Origin of the sequence: Aliiruegeria haliotis (genome assembly GCF_003003255.1) — a bacterium.
In the GTDB taxonomy this organism is placed as follows: domain Bacteria; phylum Pseudomonadota; class Alphaproteobacteria; order Rhodobacterales; family Rhodobacteraceae; genus Tropicimonas; species Tropicimonas haliotis.
This window is the reverse complement of the sequence record NZ_PVTD01000004.1, coordinates 212,785-225,001: the sequence shown is the minus strand read 5'-3', so window position 1 is coordinate 225,001 and position 12,217 is coordinate 212,785. Positions and strand designations below refer to the sequence as shown.

The window sequence follows — 12,217 nt, the reverse complement described above, 5'->3', positions numbered from 1 at the left end:
GGTCTCCCGGTTGAACGTGGTCTTTTTTGCTCGGGCCTCAATGCCCCTGGCTGTGTGACAGGAACTGTCGCAGCCGGTCCGTTTGCGGATTGCCGAACAGGCTCTCCGGCGGACCTTCTTCTTCTATCTTTCCCTTGTGCAGGAACACGACGTGGTCGGAGACATCGGCGGCCAGCCGCATGTCATGGGTCACGATGATCATCGTCCGGCCCTCCTGGGCCAGCGCCTTGATCACTTTGACCACCTCCTGTTCCAGCTCCGGATCGAGGGCCGACGTGGGCTCGTCGAACAGCAGGGCCTTGGGCTCCATCGCCAGCGCCCGCGCGATCGCCGCGCGCTGCTGCTGACCGCCGGAGAGCTGGGCGGGGTAGACGTCGCACTTGTCGCCGATGCCGACCTTGGCCAGCAAGTCGCGCCCCAGCGTCTCGACCTCAGCCTTGTCGCGCCTGAGCACTGTGACGGGCGCTTCCATCACGTTCTCAAGGATCGACATGTGGGCCCAGAGGTTGAATTGCTGGAAGACCATCGAAAGGTTGGTCCGGATGCGGATCAACTGGTCGTGGTCACCGGGGCGGCGGGTCATGCCCTCGCCCTTCCAGTGCACGGCCTCGCCTTCGAACAGGATCTCTCCGGCCTGGCTGTCTTCAAGCAGGTTGGCGCAACGCAGCAAGGTGGATTTCCCGGAGCCGGAGGAGCCGATGAGCGAGATCACCTCGCCCTTTCGGGCAACCATGTCCACGCCCTTGAGAACCTCCAGCGCGCCGTAGGCCTTGTGGAGGTTTCTGATCTCTATGACGGGGACGTCGTTCTGGGGCACGGCCAGCCTTTCCGCTGCGGTATCGGTAGCGAAGTAGGGCGCAAAAATGAGGCGAATGCAACGCGGAAAGGCATGGTGCCCCTACGTGACGTCCTATCCTGGCACCATTTCCGCGGCATATGCCTCCGGGCTAGGCGGAATTGGAACGGACATGTAGTCAGCGGCCGAAATCACGGTCAGCCCGCGCACACCGAGAGCCTCGCGCGCGTTTTGGGGCATGGCCGCGATTCCCTCTGTGATCGCGTTGCGCAAGGTCTGCACGAGATCCGGGAACGCCGTGATCAGGGCCATTCCGGGGGTGCTTGGGCTGCGGCCGACGACTTTAAGGGTGTCGGCGAAGTCGGTGTGGGCACGGATCAGGCGATAGCTGATCGCGTCGATGGCGGCGATCTCGGCGTCACCGCGGGCGACGGCAAGGGTGCTGTCGCGATGGCTCCCGGTCATTGGCCCCACGGTGAACCGGACCGGCGCCGTGATCGCGTTGCCCCAACCGGATTGGGACACCGCCTCATTGTAGGCCAGCACCGCACCGTCGAAATCTTCCAGCCGATCGCGCGGATCGCTCCGTCGCACGACAAAAAGCGAGTGATAGTGCCCCGGAGGGGTATCCGGCAGCCCGTAGTCGATCGACCCCACAAGTGTTTGCGTGCGGTTGAACTCCAATCGAAACGGGAGGCCGCAGGTCTGGCCCAGCAGCAGGTCCGGGCTGCGCCATTGCTCCCAGAGGTCGTCAGCGCGATGCAGGGTTTCGGGGGCATCGACCCCACGGGCGCGTAGCTGGTCGCGGATGCAGGCCCAGACCACATCCCGCTCCGCCCGGACGCCCGGGTGATCATACATCGGCAACGCGGCGATCATCAGCCTTCCGCCTCCACGCGCTGACGGCAGAGTGCGCTGTCGCGGTCATTCACCCCGAGCAGGTTGGAGACCAGCCGTACCAGCGCGTCTTCCTCCTCGTCACGGACACCATCGGCAAGCACCACGCCCCAGAGCGCCTCGATCACGCCGGTCCGGTCGTCGTAGGGCACGGCGTCCTTGATCGCACGGGTGAAGCGGACCGTGTCGGGGGCTTCGGCTTCGAATTTCTCTGCCTGGGTGCGCAGGTGGGCGGTCTCGAAGGGTGACAGGGCATAGCGGCGGGCGATGATGCGATCGATCCGCGCCACTTCCTCGGGTGAGTAGTTCTCATCGGACCGGGCGATCCGCACCAGCAAGGCGGTCAGGGCAAGGCGGGCGTCGGGATCCGGCAATTGCTCCGGCTCGGATTGGGTCAGGCGTTTGAGGAGGTCGGCAAACATCAGGCACCTTCTGGCGATTGCGGCGGGGTCAGTAGTTCAACGGGTCCGCTGTCTCGGCGGCTTTGCGGGCACGCAGCGTGGCGTCTTCGTCGAGGCCCAGTCGCTCGCCGGCCCGGTTCAGATAGGCTTCTTCTTCGAGCTTCTCCACCCCGTCGGCCAGAGCAACGCGCCACATTGCCGTGAGGACGGCCTCGCGGTGCTCCCGATCCAGCCGCTCGCATACGGCACTGGCAAAACGACCGTCCTCGGGGGCCTGTGCCTCAAGTCTTTCGCTTTCGGCGCGCAGCTTTGCGGCCTCCACCGGGTTCAGGCCGTAGGTCGCGGCCAGGATCCGGTCGATCCGGCGGATTTCCTCTACCTGGTAGAACCCGTCGGTCTTGGCAGTGCGTACCAGAAGTCCGGCCAGCGCGTGCCGGCCGTCCAGTTCCGGCAGCGGTGTCGGATCGGATCCGAAGAGGCGGTTGAGCAAGTCAGTGAACATGATCCGGGTATGAATGGTGGGGCAGCGCACATCAAGCCCCGACACCCGCTGTCGCGGCGGCGTTGCAGGATTGCCCAGGACGCCCTAGTTGCCATAGCCCTCGACGATGACCAGATCGCCCCGCGCAATGGGGTCGCGGATGGCCTTGGCCGCCTGGTACTCCGGGTCGTCGTAGCAGGCGAGGGCATCGGCGAATGTGGGAAATTCGACCACGACGGTGCGCGGATGCAGTTCCCCCTCGCGCACGTCGTACTGGCCTCCACGGACAAGGAACCGGGCACCATAACGGGCGAATGGTCTTGCATTCGCCTTCTTGTAGGCCTCGAAGACCTCCGGATCGTGAACATCGACATGCGCGATCCAATAGCCCTTCTGCATCGCATACCTCCCTGGCAGTCTCCGCCAGATGGTTCTGGCAATGTCAGACTACGCCCTTTCGCGCATGTGGGTTAGCGGCGATTCTGTCTCATGGAGATACCTTCGGTCGCGGGGGCGGCGTCAGTTCGCCCTCGTTCATGCGCAAGGCACTGCCGCCGATCCGGACTTCTCGCAAGGAGCCATCGCGGACGCAGGCCGTCAGGGTGATGTGACTCTCCCGGCCCATTTCGACGCCCTGGGTCAACGCAACCGCATTCTCGCCCTCGCCGAGCGCGCCGGCGGCAAGAAGTTGAGCGGCGAGGATTGCGGAGGCGGAGCCGGTTGCCGGGTCCTCCGGGATGCCCGCAGTGGGGGAGTACATTCGCGCCCGGTATCCGACATCTCCGTCGGATGTGTAGAGGTAGGCCGAATCCACTCCGCTTGCCGCCATCAGGGCCGACCAGTGCGGTTCGACCGGGCGCGACCGTCCCAGCGCATCCAGGTCGCGAACAGGGGCGTAGAGGAACGCCGGACCGCCTTCGAACACGCCAGCGCTATGGGCGCCGAACCCGAGGGCATCCTCGGGAAGATCAAGCGCCTTCGCCAACAGGTCCGCCTCGATCTCACGGTCGTGGGAAAAGGGAATAACCGGGGCCACGAACTCTCCGCGAAGGGTCGTTCCCTCGCGGCGGACGGAGACCGGGACGAGGCCGGCTTCCTCTTCCAGCACGATCCGGTCCTCGAAGTCACCCGCCCCGTTGCGCAGCCCCGCCAGCAACGCCGCACACCCGAGGGTCGGATGCCCTGCGAAGGGTATCTCGGCAGTGGGAAAGAAGATACGCACGCGGGCGGTGTTGGCCGGATCTTGTGGCGGCATCACGAAGATCGTCTCGGAAAGATTGAACTCACGCGCAATGGTCTGCATCTGCGTGGTGTCGAGGTCCTCTGCATCGAGGACCACCGCGAGCGGATTTCCGGCGTAGGGCGTGTCGGTGAAAACGTCGAGCGTGTGAAACCGCAGGGGAGTGATCATTGGTGTCTGTCCGGCAAGGGGGCGTCCGGCTCAGTCTGACCGGTGCAGCCGCCGGGATCAATCGCGGGCTATGCGCGGGTCGCCATCGCTGTCCGTGGCACGAGGCTAGACGCTCGCGTTGCAGGTGGAGGCCGAAACTGGTGCGAAACATGCCGTCCGCCACAACCCGGTGGGCGCGAAAGCCGTCAACTTGCATCGCGAATGCCGCCACGCCGAGGCGCCCGGCCCCCGGCACGGGTCGACAAAGGGGCTGTGCAATGATCAAAGGTTGCATCGCCGCGCCACTTTGCCCGGTTCCTTGCCCTCACGTGTCCGAACCATGTCAGATGATCGTCCCCTCCTTGGTGTCGCCCTCATGCTGGGCTTTTGCGCGCTCGCGCCGCTCGGCGACGCAATTGCAAAGATCCTCTCGGGAACGATACCGCTTGGTCAGATCGTCCTGATCCGGTTCGCGTTCCAGGCCATCCTGCTGTGGCCCCTGGTGCGGCGCTCTGGGCAACCGATCCGCTTGACGCGCCGCCAGTTCTGGCTGCTGCTCTGGCGAACCCTCCTGCACATTTCCGGTATCTGGGTGATGATCCTGGCGCTGCGTCACCTGCCGTTGGCCGACGCGATCGCCATTGCCTATGTCATGCCGTTCATCATGCTGCTCCTTGGCCGTTTCGTCCTGCACGAGGCGGTGGGTGCCCGGCGTCTGGCGGCGTGCCTTGTCGGGTTCACGGGAACGATGATGGTGATGCAGCCCTCTTTTCTTGCTGTCGGCTGGGCGGCCACCCTGCCGCTTGGCGTGGCCGTGATCTTCGCCCTTTTCATGCTGGTGACGCGCCAGATCGCGCGAGAGATCGACCCGGTCGCCATGCAGGCCATCAACGGGGTAATGGGCACGGTGCTGTTGTTCCCGCTCGTGGCTCTGGCCGAGGGCAGCGGGCTGGCGGAGTTCGACCCGGTCGAGCCCGGCATGGCGGAGATCGGGTTGCTGGTGGCGCTTGGCCTGCTGGGCACGCTGGCGCATCTGCTGATGACGTGGTCCTTGCGGTTCGCTCCGGCGTCCACTCTCGCGCCGATGCAATACCTTGAGATCCCCTTCGCGGCTCTCTTCGGCTGGCTGATCTTCTCCGAGTTTCCCGACGGCATGGCTTTCATCGGAATCGTGGTCGTGATGGCGGCGGGCCTCTACATCATCAACCGTGAACGTCGCCAGAGAGCGGTACCAGTGCCGAAATCGCCTGCCGGAGTGCCGCCCTCGGCAGGATGACCAGCATTCCGGGGCCGTCGAACTTCATGTCGACCGGGCCGGAATGTCCTTCGCAGACCCTGTTCGAGGTCCCGATACGCGCGCCCGGTGCCATCTCCAGCCCGTCGATGGGCCATTGCAGGCCTTTTGAACGCCCCTGCACCGGTGACATCGGAAACAGCGACACACGGGAGCCGCCCTGCAGATCCAGGCGCAGCCGCCGGGGTGCGGCGAAGATCACGTCGCGGCGCCCGAGCAGGATGCACGCCGTCTCCGCTCGGCGCACCAGAACATTCAGGTTCGCCAACTGGTGATCCACCCTGCCTCCAAGGAAGCCGACCCCGAGCACGAGCGGCGCCGAGATGGAGCGCAGAGCCTTGTCGAAATCGGTGCTGTCCTGCTCGGCGATTGCGTGAATCCTGTCTGCGGGTATTGCCGCGGCGACCTCGTCGGGCAGGGAATCCATGTCGCCGACGACGGCCTCCGGGATGTGCCCCATACTCACCGCGAACGTCGCCCCGCCGTCCGCCGCAACGAGGAAAGGGCAATGCTTCAGGGATTCGGTGAGTTCATCGGGCCGGACCTTGCCTCCGCCCAGCAACGTTATTCCGCTCGATCGGCGGACAATGATATCTTCCATCCGGCCACTGTTCCGTTTTCCACAGGATGACCACATTCTTGCCCGGAAATGATACCCTTAATTTCTTCTAGTCGTTCTCATTCCGGAACCAATGCGTGGTAAACCGGGTGACGCTGGGAAAGGAATAGGTGAGCAAGTTATGGTTGGCTCGAACAAGATTCTTACCGTCTCCTACGGGACATTCTCGTGCACACTCGAGGGGTTCGACGATTCCTTCGGCACGATGAAGGCGATCGCTGAGTATTTCCGTGATCTGGCTGCAGACGACCGCTATTTCGGAGCTGAGCCGCCGACGCCCGACGCAGAGATGCTTCAGCGAATCGTCGAAAAGGAAATCCACCGCCGGGTAGAGGCGCGGGTCAGCGAGCAGGGGATCACCCTGAAGGCAGCCGACGCGATCGCCCCGGATACTGGTGCGCCCGAGGCCGCATCCGTGCCCACCGAGGTGCCGGCCAGCGTGGACGCCGCCACACCCGAAGCCGAGCCCGAGTTCGCAGCAGAACCGGAGCTTGTTGACGCGCCCTTCGAGTCTCCGGCCCCCAGCACCGAGACCGCGCCCGTCACCGTTTCGGATCCGGCTCCGATCCCGGCACAGGACATCGACTCGCAGGCGGATGCCAGCCCCGCTGCCGACGAAATGCCCGAAGTCGTCGAAACGCCCGCAGTTGCCGAAACGCCTGAAGCTGCCGAGTCCGAGTCGACACCGGACGGCATCCGCACCGCACGCTCCCATGAAGCGCCGAGCGAGAGCATTGCGGCCAAGCTCGCCCGCATTCGTGCCGTGGTCTCCCAATCCGCTCAGGCCGAGCCGGATGCAATCGATACGCCGGCAGAAGAAATCGCCCCTGTCGCGCCGGCGCCTTTCGCCGAAAACGCAATAGACCCCGAAGCCCCGGTTGCCACAGCGACCACGGACTCCGGCGAGGACGAGCCTGCCTCGATGCAGGACGCCCCCGCCCCGACGGACATCGCGCCGGAGCAAGACGCGTTGGCTGCTGAATTTGCCGACGAGCCTTTCGAGGACGATTTCGTCGCGGCCGCCGATGCAGTGCAGGACGCACCGGCTCCGCTTGACGACTTCGTGCCGACGCCCGAGGCCCCGGCTGCGGAGCTTTCCGACGCGCCGTACGAAGATGAATTCGCCTCGGCCGACGAGTCGATGGCCGACGCGCCTGCCCCTCTGGACGAGTTTGTGCCGGACCCGGAGATGCCGGCGGCCGAAGCTGCGGTCACTTCGTTCGAAGAAGATTCCGCGCCAGTTGAAGAACCGGCTGAAGAACCGTTCTTGGATACGCCGGCCTCCTTCTCCGAAATCACACCTGAGACAGACTTGCCTGCCGCAGAGCTGGAACCGGTACTTGCCGAGGACGATTTCGCGCCGCTCGAGCAATCGATGCCGGACGCGGTCGCCGAAATGGAAGAACCGGTTGCCGACACGGAAGAACCGGTCGCCGAAATGGAAGAACCGGTTGCCGACACGTTCGCCACACCCTTTGGCGAGATCGACGAGGTCGCGGCAACCCTGGAATCCGCTCCGGCGCTTGCCGACGTGACGGAGGCCACCGGATCTGACGCGCCGATCCAGGAGCCGGATGTCGCGAACGATGGTGCATATGGCAGCGTGTCCATGGAAGATGTGCTGACCACGCTGGAAACCGCCCGGGAGGAGCCGACACCGGCCTTTGCCGAAGAGGTTTCGGAACCGGAGAGCGACGCAGGACAGGCCGACGAAGACGATGGTACTGCCGCCGACGCGATGGCCACCGCCGCGACCGTCGCTGCAGTTGCCGGGGTCGTTGGCGCCATGGCGCAGGACGATACGTCCGATGAGGATCCGGCCACCGAAGCGGCTTCGGATCAGGACGATACGGCTGAGACCGAAGATGCACCGATCGAGGTTGCGGCGGAGGTTGAAGCGGAGGCCGAGGACGTCGATGCCGAGGTCGAGGAGACACCCCGCGCCGATTCTGACGAAGAGGAAAAGGCCCCCAAGGCGCGGATCATCCGGGTTCGGAAGACCTCGCTGATGGCGTCGCTGCGCGCGGCCCTCGGTGGCGGTTCCAGCGCGAAGGAAGAGCCCGAGGACGTCGCGGAGGTCCACGAAGAAGCTCCGGTCGAAACGGCCGAAGACCTCGGATCGGACATAACTGAACCGGCTGCCGAAGGTGTGGTTGAAGCCACCCCCGCAGAACCGGTTGCCGAGGACGCTCCCGAAGAGATCGAAGAGATCACGGCGGACGTCGTTGCCGATGCGGACGTCCAGGACGCAGAGGAAACCGGCCTTTCTGCGGAGGCGGAAGCCGACCTCATGGCAGAGCTTGCCGCGGTCGAGCGTGAAATGGCCACCGACGCGGTCGACACCTCCGCCGTTGCCGCTTCCCGTTCGGAAGATGACGAAGCAGAAGCCGCGCTGGCCGATGCGCTCGCCACCACAGCTGAGGCCGACGAGAAGGGTGTCGAAGAGGTTCCGGCCCACACCACCCCGGAGGCCCAGCTTGATGCAGAGCTTGCCGCGGCAATGTCGGACGCCGACGCGCTGGAGAACGATCCGGAGCCGGCAGATGACGCACGGGATGCAGCCGCCCATGCGCTGGATCAGGCAGAAGCGGCCTGGGAGGCAATCGCAGGCGACCTCGCCAACGATCTCTCTTCCGATGACATGGAAGTCTCCAATACGGTTGCCGAAGCAGACACCTCGGAAGAAGACGCGATCGACGAGATCGAGGCGGAACTGTCCCGCCTGGACTTCGCGGCCCACGGAGCAGTGACCGACACGCTTTCGGAGGTTGAAACAGAAGCGTCGGCGGAGGAGCTTGAAGCCCCACGTGAAGATGTCCTCGTTCTTGAGAACAGCATCGAAGTGGACGCCGAACCGGCCTTGGACGCGGACGCCGACGTTGCCGTGGCTCGCCTTTTCGCCGATGAAGGTGATGTGGCGGAGGGTGCCGTGGATCTGCCCGCCGAGGAGGAGAGCGACAGCAGTGTCGATGCTGAGGTGGCCGATGCGGTCGCGCGCCTTGCCGAAGCCTCCGCGGAGCAGGCGCGGGTGGAAGCGGCGGCTGAACGTCGTGCCCGTGTGCTGGAACAGACCGACGCCGAGGATACGCAGGTCGCTCGCCTGATGGACGAGGCCAATTCCAAGATGGACGGCCCCGAGCAGCGTCGCCGTCGCTCTGCGATCGAGCACCTGAAGGCTGCTGTCGCCGCGACAAAGGCCGAGGGTCCGAAATCGCTCGATGCGGATGCCGACGAACAGGATCCCTACCGGGATGACCTCGCCAAGGTTGTTCGCCCGCATCAACTCCAAGGCAAAGCTGCGGAGGACGAGCAGGCGTCGGAGGAGGCATCGGTCGAGGATACCGTTGTCGAAGACGCCGCCAGCCCGACGCCGTTGCGCGCCACGGAGGAACCGAGTGTTCCCGCCGGTGAGGCGACCACGCAGGAAGAAGTGGCCCAGGCCGACGTCGAAACGCCTGTTCGCCCGCGTCGTCCCGTTGCCAGTGGTGGTCGCCCACGGTCCCAACGCCCGAGCGCAACTCCGGCCCGCCCCCGTGTGGCGCCGCTGATGCTCGTGTCAGAGCAGCGCGTGGACGGCGAGGAAGAGGCGCCTGAGGTCGCGGAAGAGGTCAAGCCTGCAAGGCCGGCCAGCCCCGTGCGTCCGCGCCGTGTCACCACCGGCCGCCTTGCCCAGGACAGCGCCGAGAGCGCCACCCCGAGTGCCGTCCCGGCTCCTGCACTGGACGTCCCGGTTCAGGAGGAGGAAGCCCCGCGGAAGATGGTGTCCGACGACGCTGAAGCTGCCGGGATCTTCGCCGACAGCACCACATTTGACGAGTTCACCGAGCGTATGGGCGCAAACGGGCTCGAGGAGTTGCTGGAATGCGCCGCCGCATATACGTCCTACGTGGAAGGCCGGCCGCATTTCTCGCATCCGCAGATCATGGACGTCGTGCGCAGGCTCGACGGTCAAGGCGAACTGCGGCGGGAAGACAGCCTGAGGACCTTCGGCCAGTTGCTGCGCCAGGGCAAGATCCAGAAACTGGATCGGGGGCAATTCACGCTTTCTCAAAACTCCCGTTATACGCCGGAGACGCGCAGCGCCGCGCGATAGAGCGCCGCTGCCACACCGGTCGTAACGAGTACCGGGCAGGGTCGTCGAAAGGCGCCCTGCCCAGTTATTTTTTGGGTGAATCCCGGTGCGCTTGGACTGACCCACGAGCGGCGCCACTCTGCTCGCAATCCAATTGTCGCAGTGCGGCAGGCGCTTCCGGCGCGAACACGTTTCATGCGATGAACGGGCTGGCGACGGACGCGCGCCGGACCTTGTTGCCGTGTCGTGGCTGGCAATAGATGCTGGCCTGCGGGATTGGAAAGCTACTCCGGAGCTGACATGGGGGAGTTGTCCGGTTTGTCGGTTCGCAGGGGGAGAGCTTTCTTTCCGAGACCCGATACAGGCTCCGGATTCTGCTTGGCAGGCCCAGATTCCGCAGCACACCCACTGTAATGGCTCGGGCGGCGGTAGATCGTTCCGAACCGGCTACACCACAGGCACAATAGAGGTATTCTGTGGCGGATCGGAAGGGCAGCGGAATCCTGCGGGTAGGTGCCGCCAGCCCGGTTTTCAAACTAGCGGTCGCGCGGTTCGCCGTCCGACTCGTCTGCGCCCCCATCCTCTGGCGCGTCTTCCTCGGGATCCGGCTTGCCGATCCCGAGGAAGATGAAACGGAACGGCAGAATCCAGGCGATGCCGAGCACCACGTAGACAAGCAGTTCCACCAGGATCGGCGGGCGTTCAAGCCAGTTCACAACGGTGACGGCAAGCACGATGTAGGCCGGCATGCCGATCACGAGGATAAAAAGCGACCAGCGCCGCCGGGCCTTGTAACTCAGGGCCATATCAGTCCGCGAATGGGTCGGTGACAAGGATGGTGTCCTCTCTTTCGGGAGAGGTGGAGAGTAGTGCGACCGGGCAGTCGATCAACTCTTCGATCCGCCGGACATACTTGACCGCCGCGCCGGGCAGTTCGGCCCACGACCGGGCGCCGGCCGTGCTCTCGCTCCAGCCTTCCATGGTCTCGTAGATGGGGGTCACCCGGGCCTGCTGGTCGGCTGCGGTAGGCAGGTAGTCCAGCGTCTCTCCGTCCAGTTCGTAGCCGACGCAGATCTTGAGTTCCTTGAGGCCGTCCAGCACATCCATCTTGGTCAAGGCGATGCCGTTGACACCCGAAAGCGCGCAGGTCTGCCGCACCAGAACTGCATCGAACCAGCCGCAGCGGCGCGAGCGGCCGGTGACGGTGCCCTTCTCGTGGCCGACGGTCGCGAGATGCTCGCCAACCTCGTCGAAAAGCTCACAGGCAAAGGGGCCTTCGCCAACCCGGGTGGTGTAGGCCTTCACAATGCCAAGCACGAAATCGATCGAGCCCGGCCCCATGCCCGTGCCTGATGCGGCCGAGCCAGAGATTGTCGTGGAGGAGGTCACGAAGGGATAGGTGCCGAAATCGACGTCCAGCAGGGAGCCCTGTGCGCCTTCGAACAAGATCCGCTTTCCAGCCTTGCGGGCGGTGTTCATCTCACGCCAGACCGGTTTTGCGAAGGGAAGAACCTTCGGGGCGATCTCGCGCAGATCGGCCAGCAGTTTGTCGGCGTCGACCGGAGGCAGGCCGAGCCCGCGGCGAAGGGCATCGTGGTGGACCAGCAGGCGCCCGACGCGGGTTTGAAGCGTTGCTTCGTCGGCAAGGTCGGCGACACGGATCACCCGGCGCCCCACCTTGTCTTCGTAGGCCGGGCCGATGCCACGGCCGGTGGTGCCGATCTTGGCGACCGAGTTCTGTGACTCGCGTCCACGGTCAAGCTCACCGTGCAGCGGCAGGATGAGTGGGGTGTTCTCCGCGATCATCAGGTTGTCGGGGGTGATCTCAACGCCCTGTTTCGCAAGTTTCTCGATCTCGCTCACGAGCGCCCAGGGGTCCAGCACCACGCCGTTGCCGATCACCGAGATCTTGCCCTTGCGCACGATGCCGGAGGGCAGGAGCGACAATTTGAAGACCTCGCCGTCGATAACAAGTGTATGGCCGGCGTTGTGACCGCCCTGGAAGCGCGCGATGATATCGGCGCGCTCGGAGAGCCAATCGACGATCTTGCCTTTTCCTTCGTCACCCCACTGGGCGCCGACAACGACAACATTGGCCATTTCCATCTCCTTGGCTGACCGGGAAACCCGGCACCGTATAGCGGCCTTGTCGAGACGGGGAAACACGCAATTCGTCGCCGTATGCGGCAAATTGGACAGCGGGTGTTGCCCGCGATGCGCGCGCGCGGAGCCGGGACCGTGACATGAGCGCCAGTCGCACCCTTTTC

At 64.8% G+C, this 12,217-nt stretch carries 11 protein-coding genes; 2 read left to right on the top strand and 9 right to left on the bottom strand.

What is annotated here, in order from left to right; translation table 11 throughout:
- Positions 1–37 precede the first annotated feature (37 nt).
- The 6 genes from CLV78_RS12385 to CLV78_RS12360 form a co-directional block, all read right to left on the bottom strand.
- Positions 38–817 (bottom strand): ABC transporter ATP-binding protein, encoded by a 780-nt coding sequence (locus CLV78_RS12385; RefSeq protein WP_281261145.1) that lies wholly within the window; start codon positions 815–817, stop codon positions 38–40.
- 93 nt (positions 818–910) lie between these two features.
- Positions 911–1,675 (bottom strand): phosphate/phosphite/phosphonate ABC transporter substrate-binding protein, encoded by a 765-nt coding sequence (locus tag CLV78_RS12380; RefSeq protein ID WP_106205129.1) that lies wholly within the window; start codon positions 1,673–1,675, stop codon positions 911–913.
- Positions 1,675–2,115: a tellurite resistance TerB family protein gene (locus CLV78_RS12375; RefSeq protein ID WP_106205128.1), complete on the bottom strand. Its 441-nt coding sequence runs from the start codon at positions 2,113–2,115 to the stop codon at positions 1,675–1,677. Before CLV78_RS12375 ends, CLV78_RS12380 begins: the two co-directional genes overlap by 1 nt.
- A 28-nt stretch (positions 2,116–2,143) precedes the next feature.
- Positions 2,144–2,641, bottom strand: a complete 498-nt coding sequence (locus tag CLV78_RS12370; protein ID WP_245925021.1) for a tellurite resistance TerB family protein — start codon at positions 2,639–2,641, stop codon at positions 2,144–2,146.
- A 39-nt stretch (positions 2,642–2,680) separates the two neighbouring features.
- On the bottom strand, positions 2,681–2,974 hold the full coding sequence (locus CLV78_RS12365) for a DUF1330 domain-containing protein (protein ID WP_106205127.1): 294 nt from the start codon (positions 2,972–2,974) through the stop codon (positions 2,681–2,683).
- 88 nt (positions 2,975–3,062) lie between these two features.
- Positions 3,063–3,986 carry a PhzF family phenazine biosynthesis protein gene (locus tag CLV78_RS12360; RefSeq protein WP_106205126.1) on the bottom strand — a complete coding sequence of 308 codons (924 nt, stop codon included), beginning with the start codon at positions 3,984–3,986 and terminating at the stop codon, positions 3,063–3,065.
- A gap of 319 nt (positions 3,987–4,305) precedes the next feature.
- On the opposite strand from CLV78_RS12360, the gene CLV78_RS12355 reads away from it, so the two are divergent.
- Positions 4,306–5,241: a DMT family transporter gene (locus CLV78_RS12355; RefSeq protein WP_106205125.1), complete on the top strand. Its 936-nt coding sequence runs from the start codon at positions 4,306–4,308 to the stop codon at positions 5,239–5,241.
- Here the strand turns inward: CLV78_RS12355 and CLV78_RS12350 are convergent.
- Complete coding sequence (locus tag CLV78_RS12350) at positions 5,168–5,860, bottom strand: thiamine diphosphokinase (RefSeq protein WP_106205124.1); 693 nt, start codon at positions 5,858–5,860, stop codon at positions 5,168–5,170. The two genes, CLV78_RS12355 and CLV78_RS12350, sit on opposite strands and share 74 nt — an antisense overlap.
- A 139-nt stretch (positions 5,861–5,999) precedes the next feature.
- Here CLV78_RS12350 and CLV78_RS12345 point away from each other — a divergent pair, with 139 nt between their 5' ends.
- The gene (locus CLV78_RS12345) at positions 6,000–9,971 is read left to right on the top strand and encodes a hypothetical protein (RefSeq protein ID WP_106205123.1); all 3,972 of its coding nucleotides are present in this window, start codon (positions 6,000–6,002) and stop codon (positions 9,969–9,971) included.
- A 515-nt stretch (positions 9,972–10,486) separates the two neighbouring features.
- Here the strand turns inward: CLV78_RS12345 and CLV78_RS12340 are convergent.
- Together CLV78_RS12340 and CLV78_RS12335 are read right to left on the bottom strand one after the other, a co-directional pair.
- A complete protein-coding gene (locus CLV78_RS12340; protein WP_106205122.1) occupies positions 10,487–10,756 on the bottom strand; it encodes a DUF2842 domain-containing protein in 270 nt (89 codons plus the stop codon).
- Between the two features lies 1 nt (position 10,757).
- Entirely contained in the window at positions 10,758–12,050 is a 1,293-nt protein-coding gene (locus CLV78_RS12335; RefSeq protein ID WP_106205121.1) for an adenylosuccinate synthase, read from the bottom strand.
- Between the last annotated feature and the right edge of the window lie 167 nt (positions 12,051–12,217).